At 57.8% G+C, this 17546-nt stretch carries 16 protein-coding genes and 5 pseudogenes; 12 read left to right on the top strand and 9 right to left on the bottom strand.

The window, feature by feature from the left end:
• Positions 1–222: 222 nt before the first annotated feature.
• Entirely contained in the window at positions 223–2019 is a 1797-nt protein-coding gene (locus P0086_RS10015) for a chloride channel protein (RefSeq protein WP_275785058.1), read from the bottom strand.
• Between the two features lie 147 nt (positions 2020–2166).
• Between P0086_RS10015 and P0086_RS10010 the strand changes: the two genes are divergently transcribed.
• Positions 2167–2598: a helix-turn-helix domain-containing protein gene (locus P0086_RS10010; RefSeq protein ID WP_060582017.1), complete on the top strand. Its 432-nt coding sequence runs from the start codon at positions 2167–2169 to the stop codon at positions 2596–2598.
• 212 nt (positions 2599–2810) lie between these two features.
• Here P0086_RS10010 and P0086_RS10005 read toward each other — a convergent pair.
• The 6 genes and pseudogenes from P0086_RS10005 to P0086_RS09980 all read right to left on the bottom strand — a co-directional run.
• A pseudogene (locus P0086_RS10005) lies at positions 2811–2998 on the bottom strand (transposase); the annotation flags it as partial.
• Between the two features lie 247 nt (positions 2999–3245).
• The gene (locus tag P0086_RS10000; RefSeq protein WP_162702334.1) at positions 3246–3959 is read right to left on the bottom strand and encodes a hypothetical protein; all 714 of its coding nucleotides are present in this window, start codon (positions 3957–3959) and stop codon (positions 3246–3248) included.
• Positions 3960–4144: 185 nt separating this feature from the next.
• Complete coding sequence (locus tag P0086_RS09995) at positions 4145–4444, bottom strand: patatin-like phospholipase family protein (protein ID WP_112597219.1); 300 nt, start codon at positions 4442–4444, stop codon at positions 4145–4147.
• A 303-nt stretch (positions 4445–4747) separates the two neighbouring features.
• On the bottom strand, positions 4748–5980 hold the full coding sequence (locus tag P0086_RS09990; RefSeq protein ID WP_060581912.1) for an MFS transporter: 1233 nt from the start codon (positions 5978–5980) through the stop codon (positions 4748–4750).
• Complete coding sequence (locus P0086_RS09985; RefSeq protein WP_060520149.1) at positions 5977–6951, bottom strand: zinc-binding alcohol dehydrogenase family protein; 975 nt, start codon at positions 6949–6951, stop codon at positions 5977–5979. The genes P0086_RS09990 and P0086_RS09985 overlap by 4 nt, the downstream gene beginning before the upstream one ends.
• Entirely contained in the window at positions 6948–8465 is a 1518-nt protein-coding gene (locus P0086_RS09980) for an FAD-dependent oxidoreductase (protein ID WP_060581913.1), read from the bottom strand. Before P0086_RS09980 ends, P0086_RS09985 begins: the two co-directional genes overlap by 4 nt.
• A gap of 46 nt (positions 8466–8511) precedes the next feature.
• Here P0086_RS09980 and P0086_RS09975 point away from each other — a divergent pair, with 46 nt between their 5' ends.
• The 7 genes from P0086_RS09975 to P0086_RS09945 all read left to right on the top strand — a co-directional run bounded on the left by P0086_RS09975 (position 8512) and on the right by P0086_RS09945 (position 14245).
• Complete coding sequence (locus tag P0086_RS09975) at positions 8512–8991, top strand: MarR family winged helix-turn-helix transcriptional regulator (RefSeq protein ID WP_029742527.1); 480 nt, start codon at positions 8512–8514, stop codon at positions 8989–8991.
• Positions 8992–9538: 547 nt separating this feature from the next.
• Positions 9539–9802 carry a hypothetical protein gene (locus P0086_RS09970; RefSeq protein ID WP_049810946.1) on the top strand — a complete coding sequence of 88 codons (264 nt, stop codon included), beginning with the start codon at positions 9539–9541 and terminating at the stop codon, positions 9800–9802.
• A gap of 193 nt (positions 9803–9995) precedes the next feature.
• Positions 9996–10763 (top strand): SDR family oxidoreductase, encoded by a 768-nt coding sequence (locus P0086_RS09965; RefSeq protein WP_275785045.1) that lies wholly within the window; start codon positions 9996–9998, stop codon positions 10761–10763.
• 226 nt (positions 10764–10989) lie between these two features.
• On the top strand, positions 10990–12498 hold the full coding sequence (locus P0086_RS09960; protein WP_275785042.1) for a PAS domain-containing sensor histidine kinase: 1509 nt from the start codon (positions 10990–10992) through the stop codon (positions 12496–12498).
• Positions 12494–13105, top strand: coding sequence for a response regulator FixJ (fixJ, locus tag P0086_RS09955; RefSeq protein WP_029742523.1), 612 nt, complete (start codon positions 12494–12496; stop codon positions 13103–13105). The genes P0086_RS09960 and fixJ overlap by 5 nt, the downstream gene beginning before the upstream one ends.
• Positions 13106–13193: 88 nt before the next feature.
• Positions 13194–13532 (top strand): hypothetical protein, encoded by a 339-nt coding sequence (locus tag P0086_RS09950; protein WP_029742522.1) that lies wholly within the window; start codon positions 13194–13196, stop codon positions 13530–13532.
• A gap of 68 nt (positions 13533–13600) precedes the next feature.
• A complete protein-coding gene (locus P0086_RS09945) occupies positions 13601–14245 on the top strand; it encodes a helix-turn-helix domain-containing protein (RefSeq protein ID WP_060581916.1) in 645 nt (214 codons plus the stop codon).
• Between the two features lie 288 nt (positions 14246–14533).
• Here P0086_RS09945 and P0086_RS09940 read toward each other — a convergent pair whose 3' ends face one another.
• Complete coding sequence (locus tag P0086_RS09940) at positions 14534–14719, bottom strand: hypothetical protein (RefSeq protein ID WP_275785037.1); 186 nt, start codon at positions 14717–14719, stop codon at positions 14534–14536.
• 160 nt (positions 14720–14879) lie between these two features.
• Positions 14880–15575: pseudogene (locus P0086_RS09935) on the bottom strand (IS6 family transposase).
• A gap of 62 nt (positions 15576–15637) precedes the next feature.
• On the opposite strand from P0086_RS09935, the pseudogene P0086_RS09930 reads away from it, so the two are divergent.
• The 4 genes and pseudogenes from P0086_RS09930 to P0086_RS09915 form a co-directional block, all read left to right on the top strand.
• Positions 15638–16225: pseudogene (locus tag P0086_RS09930) on the top strand (transposase); the annotation flags it as partial.
• A 24-nt stretch (positions 16226–16249) separates the two neighbouring features.
• Positions 16250–16531, top strand: a pseudogene (locus tag P0086_RS09925) (phosphoketolase); the annotation flags it as partial.
• A pseudogene (locus tag P0086_RS25305) lies at positions 16530–16877 on the top strand (ABC transporter ATP-binding protein); the annotation flags it as partial. The pseudogenes P0086_RS09925 and P0086_RS25305, both read left to right, overlap by 2 nt.
• A gap of 141 nt (positions 16878–17018) precedes the next feature.
• Positions 17019–17336 carry a PepSY domain-containing protein gene (locus P0086_RS09915; protein ID WP_060581920.1) on the top strand — a complete coding sequence of 106 codons (318 nt, stop codon included), beginning with the start codon at positions 17019–17021 and terminating at the stop codon, positions 17334–17336.
• Positions 17337–17546 lie beyond the last annotated feature (210 nt).

Genomic DNA, 17546 nt, shown 5'->3' with positions numbered 1-17546 from the left:
TCAACAGTCGCCGAGTTTCCTCCATTGCCTGCCGCCGCGAGACCTGAACAATGACGACCGGCGTATCGACTATTTCAGAACTCGATGGGGTGCCTCACGTTCGGCTGCCACCGGCCGTTCAGTTTGCCGAGTCTGTCTGTGGCCGCCGCGCCCTCCTGGCTTTCCACTGGCCACAAGCAACCAGGGTGCAATAGCCCCGTCAGACCACTCTAATCAACGCCTCTATCGCATCCTTCCAAGATAGGGCCGCCGTTCCAATTCAGCGGATTTCTGGGATTGCCTGAGTCGGAGAAGGTCCTTGCGGGTGACAAGGCCGACCAAGGTGCCGGATAGCGGATCCGTGATGGGTATCCTCGCAGCATCGGTCGCAATCATGATGTCCGCGATGTGACCAACAGTGTCGTCGGGATGCCCGATCGGGATCGAGGTGTCCGATACCTTGTCTGCCAGCATGTCGGCCCCAATGTCCGGACCTCGCTGCCACCGAAGCGCATCTGAACGCGAAACCATACCGACAAGCGCGCCGGCCCCGTCAACGACCGGATAGGTCCGGTGTGCCTCATCCGCCGCGGCGAAATGCGCACACACCTCCGCCACCGACATCGTCGCCGGCAAGGTGTCGACTGTGCTGACCATAATGTCGCGAGCCCGGGCGAACTCAAAAGGGTCGACACCGTATTCACGGCTGATGTGCTGTCCTCTCCGCGCAATCTTCTCCGTCAGGATCGAGCGCCTCAGCAGGAGCACAGTCACGGCGTAGGCGGCAATCGTGGCGGCCAGCAAGGGTATGAGCGTGCTGAGATCGCCGGTGATCTCGATCGCGAAAAACGTTCCGGTCAACGGCGCGCGCATCGTGCCACCCATCATCGCCGCCATGCCGAGAAGCGCCCAGAATCCCGGATCTCCGGGAAGCATCAAGCCCGTCAGCCATCCTAGTGCGCCTCCGAGGATCAGCAACGGCGCCAGCACACCGCCCGATGTGCCCGACGAGAGAGCGATGAGCCAGATCGTGGCCTTGACCAAGAGAATGGCGATGACCGTCGATGTTGGCCAGCTGTTTTCGAGCAGCCCCTCGATCACGTCGTAACCGACACCGAGAGCATGTGGCTCGACTAGGCCACCGAGCCCAACGGCAAGACCTCCGAGCGCCGGCCACCACATCCAGTGGATCGGCAGGCGCTCGAACAGATCCTCGATCTTGTAGAGCAGTGTCGTCAGCAGACCCGATTGAAGGCCGGCAACAATCCCCACTCCGGCGCAAAGCAGAATCCCCCACCAGGGAAGGTCGGCCCGGAAGTGCGTTGGAAAAAGCGGTCCCGTGCCGAACAGCAGCGGTCGCCAGGAGATGGCAACGCAGGCTGAGACTGCCACGGGAATGAAGCTGCGGGGCTTCCATTCAAACAGGAGGAGTTCGACCGCAAGCATGACGGCTGCGACAGGTGAGCCGAAGATTGTCGTCATGCCGGCCGCCGCCCCTGCGACCAACAAGGTCTTTCGCTCTGCCGCACTCAAATGGAAAAACTGGGCAAAAAGCGAACCAATCGCGCCACCGGTCATGATGATCGGCCCCTCGGCCCCGAACGGGCCTCCCGTGCCGATCGAAAGCGCCGACGACAGCGGTTTCAACACGGCAACCTTCGCTGACATGCGACTGCCGCCGATAACGATGGCTTCTATCGCTTCGGGGATACCATGCCCGCGGATCTTCTCCGATCCGAAACGCGCCATCAGGCCAATGACGAGCCCTCCAACCACCGGGATCAAGGCCATCCAGGGCGAGAAGATCACGTCGGCTATCCGCGCTTCCCCGATGCTCACCCGACCAAACCAGACGATGTTGGTGACGAGAGCAATCGGATTGACGAGGAACCAGGCCGCGAACGCGCCACCGGTTGCGACGATTATCGCCATTCCGATCAACAGGAGCACGCGCCGGTCGGTGGTGAAATCACCAGCTTCGCGGCGAGCAAGGCCGCCCATGAAATCGTGCTGGTGCGGACGGGAAGGTTTTGACGACATCGGGAAACCTGTGTGGCGGCTGAACAGAGGGTGCGATCGCCCGCAGCGCACATATATCGCAATACGATATAAATCAAGTCGGTGTTGGCAGCTCGTCCCGCGAGCGCTATGCACATAGCCCGTGAAACACTCCTGGTGCCAAAGTCTGTGACCAAGAAACAAGACGCACTCACCGATGCCGACTACGAGGCGCTTGCCAACCTGCGCTACGCCCTGCGGCGTTTTACGGATTTTTCGACGTCGGCAGCACAGCACGAGGGGCTCCCAAGTCAGCAACATCAGGCCCTGCTGGCCATCAAAGGCCATCGCGGCGAAGCTCCCATGACGGTCGGAGACTTGTCCGAGCGCCTGGTCGTTGCCCGGCACACCGCTTCCGAACTCGTCGAGCGGCTCGTGGGGGCCGGCTATGTCACGCGTGAGCTCGATCCGCATGACAGGCGCCGCCAGACGCTTGCGCTTACTGCGAAGGCGGAAGACATCCTTACGCGATTGAGCGCCATTCATCTGACCGAGATCCGGGAGATGGCCCCGCGCTTGATAGAGCTGCTTAACGATCTCCAGATTAAAGGCCCACTCTGAGAGCCTTTATCAACTGCGTGCGCGCAATTGCTCATCCCGGCCCAGTTCCTGCTTTGAACTATTCCGCCTTCGTCACCCGGAGAAGCGGGAGTAAACCGACGCTTTATTTATGTCGCATTACGACATATATTGCAACGTGCGGGATTGTCGGAGTGCCCGATTGATCTCTTCCCGCCAAATGAGGAGCAGTGTAAGCGACAAGCCGGGGCCGTTCAGGCGGCGTAGGTGATGGCCTGGGGTCTGATAGCTCGCTCGACAATGTTGGAGTCGAGCTCGACACGGCCGTCGGTCAGGAAGCGCTCGAATATGTCGCGACGCGATATGGCATACCAGAGAGCTTCGGCGAGTTTGGATTTTCCCGACACCCGCGGCAAAGTTGCTGCCAGAGTGTAAAGAGGTCACGGACTGGAGTTGCGGTCTCCAAAGTCCCCGATCATTGTACTCTCCGGTTGGCCGACTTTTTTACTCTTCCGCGGCCGGCAAACAACAGATGACGCTAACACTAGCGTTGGCAGATGGTTAAATGCAAGTGCTTGTTATTCCTGTATAAAACTGGCGCACCGAACAGGATGAAATTGGGAGCAGATACAGCATTGTAGTAGCTATATAATTTTCTGATGCAGTCAAAAACCAAGATGCGCAAATTCCTACGTCCTGATCGGGACAATGCCGCCTGCCGCCATCTCGGCGGCCTTAATCGGCTTCAGTCGTTCGATATGCGGCTGCATTCGCTTCATGACCCGTACCAACGGATCGCCTTCAAGCCACATAGGTCCAGGAGCAACGCCCGCTGTCTTACTGTGATGGTCAAACCACGCGATCAACTCGGGTGTCGGGTTCGAATGAAACATGATACGGATGAGTGTGTCGCGGTCAGCGGAGTAGCCACCAAGCGCGTATATATCGCTGCTGTTGAGACTATCGATCTCCAATACAACCTCGGATTGTGTTCCGCCGTAGCGCCCGGCTCCATCGGCACACCCCGTGATGAAGCCCCTCTCGCGATCTAAGGCGATTAAAAAATCGTCGGACCGATACAAGGTGTCGAGGTTTAGGATGATGCTGCCGGCGGGCGGTTTGAGCGCAACGATGACGCCCTGCCATCCTTCAGGTGGCACGCCACCTTTGAATGTTTTGGCAATTGCCGGAGAGAGGGTCCAAGCTGACATCATTTCAGGAAGGTTGCGCTCGGCGATTAGATCCCAGACGGATCCCTTTTCCAGTGCGATCTGGCGATAAGTTACCAGGTTACACTGACGAAATCGCTCGTCGATCTCCGCGGACAACTCTTTCAGACGCTGTCGTTTTGCATTTAATCGTGAGACACCGCATGCAATAATTTCAACAAGATAGCGCGGCACTTAAATTGAGATTGGGCATTTAATTTGAGATTCTGGCTTCGATGTTGGCACTTAACGTGAGATTGGCCGCCGAGGAAAACATGGCTGCCTGCGGCCAAGCTTCATCAGAAAATGCCAAATATCACAAACGGTATGGCCGGGCCGCAAGGCGTCAAGTGCCAAAACTCGCACGGAAAAATCTCAAATTAAGTGCGATCACCTGCCGGAACGGGCGCATTCTTACGGTTAAATGCCAAACGACAGGGAGAGAACACACCAACGCCTTTCCATTCGATATCAAGGATACCTCTCGTTTTGTCCGACAGATAGAGGCGCCTGAGCTGCTCGTCATACTCAGGTCCAAGGAACGCAAGAGGCGCAATCAAGGCTCCGGTGCTCACGCCCGTCATTACTGCGAAATTTGGACGGGTTCCAAGTTCGCTCCATGCGGACAGGATTCCAACTGCAAAGGCTCCCCCGGAACCGCCGCCTGAGATGGCAAGCATAGTAGGCCTTCCATTCACGACGACCGGCCTCCAGGGGTCATGTTCTAAAGCCGTTGGCCGCGGATCATCAACGTGAGCCCTGATGTTCTCAAATCGCCTCGGACGAACTATACATCGGACGTTCCGGTGTCGTGCATCCGCTTAAAACCGTTAAGAGGATCGACACGCTGACGAGTGCGGCGTGAAAGGGCATTCTATAATTCTCTCGAATTGAGAGCTTCATCCAGTCACTCCGTCGGAGAGGGCAGCCACCGTTTGCCGGCGGCGCGGAGGAAGGATCTTCTGAGGCAGATCAAGCTCAGCCTACGACTTCGGTGTTTCCGGATCTGTTGCGGGAAGTTTTACAGCCGCCAACATGGCGCCTATGGCCGCCACACCCATCGCCAGACCGATCCACACGCCGTAGAGTTTTTGACCGAGAATCAGACCGCCGATCAGAGGCGATGCAATGTCCGTGAACGCTCCGAGCGATTGGGCGGAACCCATGACGACCCCTTGACGGTTTCCCGGCACATGAACGGACAAGGCCGCAAGATATGTTGGCTTGGCCATGGCATCGCCTGTGCTCACGCAAAGGACCGCCAATGCCAGAAAAGGCACCGTGGTCGCCAGGCCGGCCACCAAAAATCCTGTGCAGACCAGGCCGAACATCAAAAGGATCAGGTGGCGTTCGGAGAGCCCCCGGCTGAGCCAACCCAATACAACGAGCTGGACCAAGATGTTGATCACTCCGTCAGCCGCGACGATGATGCTGAGGTGCTGGGGGCCGAAAGGCTCCCCATTCCAGATGAACGTCTCCGCGAGGAAGACTGGCATTTGCGAGCTATAGATGCCGTAGGCAAGAAAATGGCATAACATCACAAGAACCAGGATGCGAACGACCGGCGAGGAAAAGATGGCACGAAACGAGATTTTCTCGCGTTGATATCTTGTGGTCTGAGGAGATGCTCCTTGATCTCGCTTGAGCGCAAACACTGTCAGCCCAACAGCGCCGATCGAGAGGAAAAGGGCTGCAAAGATTGGCATTGTCAGCGAAGTGTTAGAGAGAAACCCTGACAAGCCGGCGCCGCTAATACCGCCCAAACCTACGCCACCGGTCAGGATACTAAGGGCCTGCCTCCGATCCTCAGGTGTCGTGTGGTCAGCGACGTAACCTGCGGCGGCGGAGAAATTGCCGCCTGTCAGTCCAAAGAGAGCGCGCGCTACAATTACGACGAACACATTTGGCGCAATCGCGAGGAGAAGAAGACTCGCGGCTGCCATAAGTTGGCTCGCAAGCAGAATGCGTTTCCTCCCGAACCTGTCTGACAGCTGACCGAGGGTGGGTGCGGCAACAAACTGGATGAATGCTTCCGTCGCAAGGACAAGGCCGAAGATGAACGGGCCTGCCCCCAAGTCCCGCAGGTAGAACGGCAAGACAGGCAGGACCGACGCCATTCCAGCAGCATAGATGCAAACGATCAGAAAGAGTGGCGCCAAGGTTTGCCAGTTCCGGCGCATCTTGGAAGCGGTTTTCGGATACATGGTGTCGCTCATCCCCACGTCGCCCCCTGAGTAAGGTCGAAAACAGTACGCGATGTACTGTCGTCCTTAGGCCATGCCTTGTCGAAATCCGCGAACGGGACCTTTCTAAAATTGATGTCCAGATTGCCGGGGATCGTGGCACGCAGCACCTCGCCGGTGATTTCAACGAGCCTTTGCACGGATACGCTGCCAATTCCGCAGCCCATCAACTCGAGCGCTGACGCTCTTAACAAAGCACCCGGCAAAGAGATCTCAGAACTAGCGGCGGACCCCACCTGCACAAAACGCACCGGCGGCCGGTCGCGGCCAGCCTTTGCAGCGGCGGTCAAAAGGCACACCGCGCTCTTTCCCCAGAGATAGTCGATAACGATATCGATGCCTTGTTCAAATTCGTCCACCAATCGGCGTTCGAGGGCTTCCGGTTCTGCCGCGAGCTGGATGGTCGTGACGGCGCCACTCTGCTTGAGTTCGCCAAGCGCAATCGGATTTCTACCGGTTGCCACAATCTTGCCGGCGCCAAGCCATTTCGCGATCCGCACTGCAAGGCGTCCGGCTGTTCCGGTCGCTCCGTTGATCAATACCGTTTCACCCGGCTGCAAACGGGCCCGTTCTGTCAGCGCCGCCCAAGATGAAGCTCCCGGATTGGCAACGGCAGCGGCAGTAAAATCGTCGAGGTCGTCTGGAAGGGGAACACAAAAGCGAGGTGCTGCGACCACGTACTCAGCCATGCTTCCAAACGGCGGTCGGGGAAGACCAAAGTAGACACGACGCCCGTCATCGAGCTTGCCAACGCCGTCGATTCCGACGACGAAGGGAAACACCTCGTTCGCGCTGTAGTGGGCACCCGAAACACGCGCCTTGGCGACATGGCTGATCGCGGCTGCGGTGACTTTGATCCAGTTCTCTCCAAAGAGAGGGGCAGGCGGGGAGACTTCACCCAAAACGGGTTCCCTTCCCATCGCCGCGACGATTGCCGCCTTCATCGGCGTTCCTCCTGCAAAGAGGTGAGGTTCACTCCAGCCAAATAGCTTTCTATGTCCTCGTCTCGTTCGGCATCGAAGACGGCGCCAACGTATCCGTCCGGACGGACCAGGACGCACTCTCCCGGCATCAGTGAGTAGGCGTCCTTGAAATGCTGCCACGCGTCGAAAAACTCGCCATCGGAGCCGATCCGGTGAACGTGCAATCCCGCACGTGACTTGACCGTCTGCTTTGGGAACTCGTATGCCAGCAAGGTCCAATGAGGTCCCTTCAGCAGATCGAAGACGCGGGTGATCTGTCCTCCGGCTCCGCGAAGGGGTGCATCTGGAGCACGCGTGCCGGCAGGAACAGAAGGCTGCGTTGCCGTGCAATTCAGCGACAGTCCGGAAACCGGATAGTCGATATCGAGCTGACGGACGTCCCTGCCGCGTCGCATCTCTCCTTGCTTCTGGGCGTCAAGCAGGCGGCTTGCCAGGCCGAGCATGGTGGCTGCGACCGGTCTCCTCTCTGCCTCGTAGCTGTCCAGCAAGCGAACTGGCGCGCCGCGCAACACGGCAGAAAGTTTCCAGCCCAGATTGTAGGCGTCCTGCACACTGGTGTTCAGGCCCTGGCCACCAGTCGGCGGATGGACATGGGCAGCATCGCCGACCAGGAATGCGCGGCCGCTCCGATAACTGTCAGCCAGGCGAGCGTTCATTTCGTAGTCTGAGGCCCAGTAGACAGCGCGCACGACGACGTCGCTTTGACCTGTGCGCTCTGAGACAAACTTCGTCAGCCCTGCGGGAGTGAGATCCACGTGCGCTTCTTGCGCGACAGGTCCCTGGATCTGGAACAGATCTGTGCCGGCAAGCGGACCGATCCAAATCTGCAAACTCATGTCGCCGCCCCTGGCGAAGCGGTGAGCGACCTCACGGGAAAGCCCGGAAAGCTCGACGTCGGCAACGACAGCACGCGCATCAAGCGTGCTCCCGGGAAAACCGATCCCAAGAGATCGTCGCACGAAGCTCTTGCCGCCGTCAGCGCCGATCAGCCAGCGTGCCCGAATGATTTCTTCGCGCTCATTATGCGCAACAAAGGCAGTAACTCCGTCCTCATCTTGCTCGAACCCCTTCAACTCCAGACCGAATTCAACCCGGCCACCAAGTTCGGCCAGGCGCGAGCGTAGAATCTGTTCGGTTATGAACTGAGGAACCATGAGCGCCAAATGGTAGGGCTCCGCCGGCGTTGGCTGAATGATCTCGCCCATGTCAGCATCGCTGTAGCTTCCATCGTCCCGATAGGTCCGTTGGCGTGGATAAAGTCCGCCTGCTGCCACAGCCTTGTCGAGAATGCCGAGGTCTTCGAATATTTCCTGGGTTCTGGGCTGTATTCCCTTGCCGCGCGACCCGTGAAATGGCGCGTTCAGCCGATCGATCAATCGGAAGGAAACCCCGCGCCGCGCAAATTCAATGGCGAGCGTCAGGCCAGCCGCACCCGCTCCGCAGATGAGTACATCTGCAGCGAAATCATTTGTCATCTCTGCCTCCATATGTGTATTATGCACATAAATGGAGATGGGACCGATGTCAACAAACAATGTGCAAAATACACGCACCTCCGCGATGATGCGCGATCTTCACGGTGCCTTGATCGAGATCGTCAGCGCGATGAACCGCCCCCAGCGCGACGACGAACTCGTGCGTGAAGCAGGGATTACGCTGGATCGCGCGCTGTTTCGCCTCCTGATAGCCATCGAGCGTTTCGGGCCGATCGGCGTTGTTGAGCTGGCTGAGCGCATAGGGTTGGATTACACGACGGTTAGTCGGCAAGTCGGTAAGCTCGATAGCCTGGGTCTCGTCGCTCGCAAGGGAAGCGTTGCCGACCGACGAATTCGAGAAGCGGACATAACGAAGGAGGGAAAGCATATGACCGACAAACTCGATGCAGCGCGCGAGCGGATGTGCCGAGCGATCTTCGCTACATGGGAGGAGAAGGATGTTGAAGATCTGGTGCGGCTGATGTCCCGATTTGCCGAAGCGTTCAGACACGATAAGAAGACATGAAGGTCAAGGATCGCTAATCTATCGGAATTCTTCACCACTCATCACGACTTGTGGAAACGCTACCCAACGTCCAACGGTTAGGCAAACACGCAACGCGACAACGGCGAGCGCGAGAAGCAGGATGCCGACAGTGATGCTCGCGATGCGATGATTTAAAGTACCTTGCCGAGCATGAAGGGCGCCTGCGTTTTCCCGGCTGAGTCCTTTCCTTCGGTTGCGTAAGGAACATCGTGCGCAGGCATCCGGCAACCTTTAGAAATTCGTGCTTTCTGCATTGGTTTAGCTTTTCGCCAACGCGGAAGAAGGTGCGGAAGAAGGTAAGGTGTGGAAATCCACACTCCCGCCACTGGACGAAGGCCTAGTCAGGATGGCGAAAACACCTGCGAAACCCGCAGTGGGCTATCTCCGGTAGGCAATTCAGTTGTTATTGAGAGCGCGCTAAAATGACATCAAACACGTAACCTCGCCTTGCTCGGAAAGATCAATCTCGCGGAGGCGCGGAACCCGATGCCCTCGCCTTCGTTTGTCGTTCAGCAAGCGAGGCTGCATGACCGACAGCAAGCGTATCATGAATGTCCATGAGATCCCGAGTTTTGTCGCCGAGGTGATTGCGGCGGGTTGCGACATCAACGCCGTGGGCAACGACATGTATGTGCTTGGCGACGTCGACGAGCAGCAAGAAGCCAAAGAGGAATTGAGACGGATCGCCCAACGGTACGGCAACCGCGCATCCCTCAAGTCTGAGATTATCACTTACCTTCGGTCGATTGGACGGTTCGTGGATGTGACCTGGCCCAAAACTCTCCACTAGCGCCGGGACTGGACCCGCAACATCCGCGACCGCGTGTTCACCCGTTTGCATGATTGCCCGACACCACGGCGCGGAATAATTTCTGTGGCCGCAAAGCTGCGCGACGAGGGTCGAGTTAATCACGACAGAGGCTACGGCTTCATAGCGCCGGTCGCAATATGGTGGGACTTCCGCGCGGTCCGGGGAGCGATAAATGGGAACCTATCTGATAACCGGAGCAACCGGTGGCATCGGTGAAGCAATCTGCCGACGAATGGCCCCGCATCATTCTTTGATGCTGGTGGCGCGCAATCAGGCCAAACTCGATGCCTTAGCTGGGGATCTTGGTGGAACGCACCGGGCATGGGCGACCGACATAGGTGAGGATCGCGCCATCGATGATTTCGCAGCGAGAATGGAAAGCGAGCATGTCAATCTGGATGGGGTGGTACTCATGCCACCGCAACCGCATGCTGATGACGATCCAATGCCCGCCCCTGACGTCTGGCGACACTTGTTTCAGGTAAGCTTCATCGGCCCGCTGGGGTTGCTGAAAGCCGCGATCGCACGCATGAACCCGGACCCCGCCCGGGGCCGGCGAGCCAAGATCGTCATCATCTCCGGCATCTCGTCAGCGCAAGTCCTGGGCCACTACGCAACGGCCAACGTCATCAGAACCGCTTGGATCGGCGAAGCCAAAACGCTCGCCTTCGCGCTTGGAAGCCGAGGTATTCACGTCAACACCCTGTCCCTCGGCGGTACACTTTCGCCGTGGTACCGAGACAAACTCGAAACGAAGGCGCAGAAGAACGGCATTTCCTTTGAGGCGCAGCTCGCCATCGAGACGGACAATGTTCCACTCCGCAAATATGGCGAGCCAGCCGAGGTTGCGATCGTGGTCGAGGGATTGCTTTCGCAGTTTTCGGATCACATGACAGGCTTGAACATCCTGCACGATGGCGGTTTTACTCGCGCCTATTAAGGGCGTGGCGCCGCCGACCTTGACACCCTGGCCGACCGGCACTTGAGTCACGAAAGCGCAAGACTGGTTCCCCAACCCGACCGTCATCAGGTCCATCATCCGGACTGAAACAACATTCCAATCGCCGTTTCGGCAAGGCAGAGGTTCGGCTTTCCATGTGACAGCAGCATTGTCTGGATGATAAACGTCAGTTCGAGTGCAACTGGGAATCGCGGAAGAAGACATAATGCTCACTGGTCGGGCCGGCTTCATGCGCACCATTTCGGATTGCGTGCTCCACAGAAATTCGTCACCCGTCAAAGCGTACGGATTTGCCGCCACCGCGGTCTTGATTGCCTTTGTCCTTCGCTATTTCCTAATGGGTGTTCTAGATGATCGGGCAATCTACATTCTTTTCGTGCCCCCCGTCCTCCTTGCAGCCGCAATCGGGGGCATCGGTCCCGGGATCCTTGCTGTCATCGCTTCCATCGGTTCGGCAGCCTATCTTCGGTCACTTACTCCTGGCGGGGTACAGATACCGGAATTGGTCGTGTTCACCACCGTGGGGGTCGCAATTTCCTTCTTGGGAGAAATGCTCCGACGCGCTCAACATGAGTTAACAACCGCTGACGAAGCCTTGCGTACTAGAGAGGCGCATCTCCGGTCGATCCTGGACACTGTTCTCGACGCCACCATCGTCAGCGAGCAGGACGGCACGATCGTATCGTTCAACGCTGCGGCCATCAGACAGTTTGGCTACCGCGAAGATGAGGTGATCGGCCAAAATCTGCGGATGCTGATGCCGCAACCCTATCGCAAGGAACACGACGGCTATCTCGAGCGGTACCTCTCGACCGGTGAAAAACGTATTATCGGAACCGACCGTGTGGTCGTCGGTCAACGAAAGGACGGGTCGACCTTTCCCATGAAACTTGCCGTCGGGGAGATGAGATCCGGTGGTCGAAGGTTTTTCACAGGTTTTATACGCGACCTGACTGAGCGCGAAGAATCGGCCGCTCGTCTGCAAGAGGTTCAGACGGAGTTGGCTCGCCTCGCCCGTCTCAACGAAATGGGCGAAATGGCCTCGACGCTCGCCCACGAATTGAACCAGCCACTCTCCGCTATAGCCAATTATGTCCACGGTTGCGGGCGGCTGCTTCAGCAAGCCGAAAGTCCGCGCGACATCCAGATACGGGATGCGCTGAAGGAAGCCGGCGAACAGAGCCTGCGTGCGGGACAAATCATCAAACACTTGCGGGAATTCGTCACCAAGGGAGAGACGGATAAGTCTCCCCACAACCTGCGGCAACTGGTCGAAGAAGCCGGCGCGCTTGCTTTGGTCGGGTCGCGTGAGAAAGGCGTGCGAACGGTCTTCGATTTCGAATCAGGCGCAGACCAGGTCCTGGTCGACCGAATCCAGATACAGCAGGTGCTGACAAACCTTATGCGCAACGCCGTAGAGGCGATGAAAAATACGCCCAAGAAGGAACTTTTGGTCACCATTCGGCGCTTGGGCACTACAGAGGTCATGATTGCGGTCGAAGACTCCGGCGCTGGCATACCTGAGGAAATTGCCGCCAACTTGTTTAAGCCGTTCACAACGACCAAGGCTGGTGGCATGGGCATTGGGTTGTCGATCTCCAAGCGCATCGTCGAGGCGCATGGTGGCGATCTAACCGTCTTCAGCGGGAGTTTGGTCGGCGCGCGCTTCAGCTTTACCTTGCCGCAATACAACGAGGAAGAAAATGCCGATTGACGATTTCACCGTGCATATTGTCGATGACGAAGAGGCGGTCAGGAAATCGCTCGCATTTTTGTTGACGATGAACGGACTGGGTGTTCGAGTGCACGAGTCCGCCACTGCGTTCCTCTCCGTTGCTCCAAATCTGCGGCAAGCCGTGCTCATTACCGACATGCGCATGCCGGACCTTAGCGGATTGGACCTCATTCGCCGACTGGTCGCCCTCAAGACAACCATCCCGTCGATCATGATAACTGGCCATGGGGATGTGCCGATGGCGGTCGAAGCGATGAAAGCGGGAGCCGTAGACTTCATTGAAAAGCCCTTTGACGACCACACCATTGTTGAAGCGATCCGACGCGCCTCTGAGCGTTTGAGCGATGCATCGTCGCCAATCGAGAGTGCTGAAGACATTCGGGCGCGCATCAGCACCCTCAGCGACCGCGAGCGTCAGGTTCTAACCGCGGTCGTTGCTGGACAACCGAACAAGGCGATCGCCTTTACGCTCGACATCAGCCCGCGCACCGTTGAAGTTCACCGGGCGAACGTCATGGCGAAGATGCAGGCCCGCAGTCTCCCGGAACTTGTCAGAATGTCTCTCGCAGCGGAAACCGCAGACTAATCGCGCCATCATCTTGATCTGGGACAAAGCCTGGACTTTCAGTCTGTGCGAAGTTTGAGGAATTATCGCTCGAACCCACGGAACTGCAGTGTCCAGCCCGCCACCTGTCGTCACCATTGCGAAAGACGAAGCCTTGCTCCGCTCATTGGTCTTCGCAATGCAGGCGCATGGATACCAGGTCGAGCAGTTCCAGTCATGGCTTGCAGCAAAAGAGCGAAGCTCTGCGGCCGAGATCCTCGTGCTTGACGGATCTCTTCCGGTGACGGACATCGAAGCATGCTTGGCGCTGGCGGCCGGCAAGAGAGTCCTGTTGCTTGCAGATGAAGACATCGACCGGGCGAGGCCTCAGAACATTCTTGTCCTTCACAAACCTCTTTCCGGCCCCGATGTCATCGCGGCCTTGGCCGCACTACGTAGTAATGCGTAGTGGAACGAACGAATTTCGCACGCGGCCATGCTTCGTCATGATCTGACCATCAACAAAGGGTCGGTTCCATGCACGCTTCTACCGCTTCCATCGCCTCCTCCTTCGGCTTTAATGCCGCTGCCAGCCTTGTTGGTCGGTCGTTTGCTCGGCCGCGCCCGGTCGCATTCTACGACGCAGAAACCGAAATCTATGCCCAAGGCGAACTGGCGGGTGCGCTCTATCGGATCGAGTACGGCGCGGTTCGGATTTTCCGTCTCCTCGCCGACGGACGCCGGCAGGTCGTGGCGTTTCACGTTGCCGGAGAAACCTTCGGCTTCGAAGCGAGGGCCATGCGTAGCTTCTTTGCTGAAAGCATCGTGCCCACGGGTTTGACCACCGTCGCCATCGAAGAAACAGGCCATGGTACTCCCGAATTGATGGCGCTGGCGCTGGAGAGCATGGTGCGGGCGCAGGAACATCTTCTGGTCGTCGGAAAACAGAACGCGCTTGAAAAAGTGGCCGTCTTCCTCGTTGACCTTTTCGAACGTCAAGGCGCAAACGGCACGATCGACCTGCCAATGACCCGAACAGATATCGGCGACTATCTCGGTATGACAATCGAAACGGTTTCACGGAGCTTTTCGAAGCTGCGCGCTATGGGAATCATCCGGCTCGAGAGCACGCGTTGCGTAAAAGTCTTGAACCTCACGGCGCTCCGTCGCATGGGCGAATAGACAAGATGACGCATCGCCGCGACGATGGGCCCCGATTGGGTAGCAAGCCTAGCAAGGTCGTGACGCCCGCATTATCCTTGGACCTCGCTACCGCATAAGAGCCGCGGCGCTGGTTGCCGTCGCCGTCCAATCCGACGATTCTCTGCACAGGATGGACGGCTTAGATGGCTACACCCGCCACCTCACGAGGCTGGAAGATGAGGGATTCGTCTGTTAGCCCTTTACGGGCTCGTCCGGTTCCTCGGTTTCTCTCTCGACGAAGTTGTCGCTTACACAAACGACCGCTCATCAGCGACGATACGACTTACCCTTTCTCAGCGCGAGCATCGTCATCACGTCCGCCTGCAAATCCAGGCAGATCTGACGATACTCATCTATCAAGTGCTCACGCCTCGTCATCTCTCGCTCGAGCTTGTCGAGTGTCGTCGATGCCAATGCGTAGGCCTCGAAAAGCTCACAGATGCGTTCGTCCATCGCGCCCCGCAACTGCTCGCGATGGCGTGGCGCGACGTCCGGCAAACATCATTGCTTATTACGTGCGGAAGGGAAGTACGTAACAGTTAAGACTTGCGATGGCATCTGCCGGTAATGTCACGTTGTTTGACTGAAGCCTGATGAAACACTTTCCATCGAGTCAGGCGGCGATGCCGGTTATGGCCTTCCACTGGGCCATTGCCCGCATCCGGTGAATTTGGGTGCACAGGGCAGAACGCTTCTGTGATTGCGGGACGAAAAGATTTCTGACCGCCGAAAACACTGATATGAATCGCTGCAAGCCGCCCGCGGATCGGAAACCCTGTATCACCCGCTCTCGTTTTCGCAGCGGCAGGTGTGAATTTTCCGCCCGATTGTTCAGGCCCTCGTGCGATCGGTGTTCGACGCTCGGCATCGCCTCCCCTTGGCCGCTCCATACGAGCGCAGTTTGTCGGTGATGATCCGCTCCGGCGTGAGGCATTGCTTCTTCAGCAGCCTCACCAGCAATCGCTTGGCCGCCTTCGTATCACGACGAGCCTGAACGATTTCGTCGAGAACGTACCCGTCTTGGTCGACCGCTCGCCATAGCCAATGCTTTCGACCCGCGATGGAGATGACCACTTCGTCCAGATGTCAGACATCTTTTCGTGACGGCTTCTTTCTGCGCAGTTGTTTGGCATAGGCCGGCCCGAACTTGCGGCCCCATCGCCGGATCGTTTCATAGGACACGATAATGCCACGCTCCAGCAGCATTTCCTCGACCAGCCGCAGGCTCAACGGGAACCGGAAATACAGCCACACCGCGCGGGCGATGATCTGCGGCGGGAAACGGTGGTTCTTGTAGCTGACGATCGATGAATTCATCACCGACCGATAGCCATCAACCGTTAAGCCGCAAATAACGTGACATCACCGCTTCATGACATCAAGAGCCGCGGATACACCGGCAGCTTTTCCAATCTTGAACGCCTCCTGGCGACCTGGCGCAGCGTCGAGAGGCCGGAAGTGGATAATGGTGATGCGGCGCCGGCTCGGATTGGGCTCGCCGCCAGAACACTTGACAATGCGCCTGTGCGTGATCCGCAAAGCGGTCATTTGATCGCACCGGTTGTCACCGCTACTCTTTGCATCAAGCCGCGCGGCGCGCTTACCATCCAATCAAGCACGGAAAGTGGATGCCCTCAAACACGGATCACAGACGTTTGCTGTTTTGCGCAGCTTCTCCATGCGATTTCGCGGAATATTTCATGGCCGGACTTCGGCGAAACTCGAAGAATGGATCGATGATGCCATTCATTCTGGCCTCATTCTCCCGGCCCGTTTTGCCCGGGTTCCTCGCGGCGATATAGACGCCGTCTGTAACGCCATCTCCTGGAGCAATGGTCAGGCGGGGGTCAGATTAACCGACTGAAGACGATCAAGTGCGCAATGTATGGCCGAGCGGGTTCAGAACTTCTAAGAGCGCGAATGATGCCAATCAAATCGGCCGATCTCCACACAAAGTGAGGCAGACCCCAGTTAAATGCCAAACGACATCCGTTGCTCCGCGAGCCTTTGAAGGCGGAGCATGTGAAGCCGCGCCTTATCGGCCACTGGGGTACGACGCCGAGCCTCAACTTCATCTATGCCCATCTCAACCGCATCATCCGGATGCGCGATGCCGATGTCCTCTATATCGGCGGCCCCGGCCACGGCGGGCCGGGCATTGTGGCCAATACCTATCTGGAAGGTACCTATTCGCAGGTCTATCCCGAGATCGGCGAGGACGAGGCGGGGCTGAAGGCGCTGTTCCGGCAGTTCTCCTTCCCCGGTTGTCGACCCGAGCGGTGGACGCATGACTCTCGGCGACGAGCTGATCTATGACGATTGATGGAAGATCCGCGATCTGCGCGCGTTGAGGCGCGACAAAATCGGCTTTGTCTTCCAGGCGCCTTACCTCATTCCCTTTTTGGACGTGACCGACAATGTCGCCCTGCTTCCCATGCTTGCCGGCCGTGATCCGGATCCACAACGACATGGCTATCAAATTCGGAACGGCGATCATCGTCGTCACGCACGACGAAAAGATCATCCCCACCCTCAGGCGCATCTACCACATCCGCGACGGTTCACCCACGAAGAAGCAGGCGAAGGGCGCGGCTTCGACACAGGCCCGTGAGAACGATTATCTTGCCGCTGCAACTGTGGCGGTGTTTGCTGACCGGAAGCTGACGACAATTCCTGCCGATCGTCAGTAGCCCGTCAGTCCCTCTGTGCATGATTTCCTCCATCAACAACACACAGCCCAGGAGAATAAATCATGAGAAAGACATTGGCAGTGCTTGCACTGCTCGCGGCGCTTCCGGCAACGTCCGCGTTTGCTGGAGAAGTGTGCGACGTTCCGCCTCAGAAGAGGCAATCCTTCGAAGCGCTCGGGAAGCTTGCGGGCGACTTCGGATGGACCATCGACAAGATGAAGATCGACGATGGCTGCTACGAACTTCGTGTCACTGACACCAGCGGAAACGTCCTCAAGGTGAAGATCGATCCCGCAACGCTCGAGGTCGTCGATGGCAGCGTCAAGCGCTTCGGCGATGGCAGCACCATCGGTACGTCGCCGGAGACGGAATTGGACTAGCGATGGTTGCGTTGCGAGTGGGCTTGGCCTCGAAGCTGTCTATCTGTGGGTGACACCGGGCCGCCCGGCGGGCGAGCGATCTTGGTCTTGATCGCAGACCTGCCGGGATCTGGTGATCGCTCAATGGCCGTAGACCGCGTAGTTGGCGAGTGAGGTTCCAAAGGCCGGATGTATCTTGAAACGATCCTTTAATTAGAATAATTCTAAACT

The sequence above is a fragment of the Mycoplana sp. MJR14 genome (assembly GCF_029210525.1).
Taxonomy (GTDB): domain Bacteria; phylum Pseudomonadota; class Alphaproteobacteria; order Rhizobiales; family Rhizobiaceae; genus Mycoplana.
This window is presented reverse-complemented; position numbering and strand designations above follow the sequence as displayed.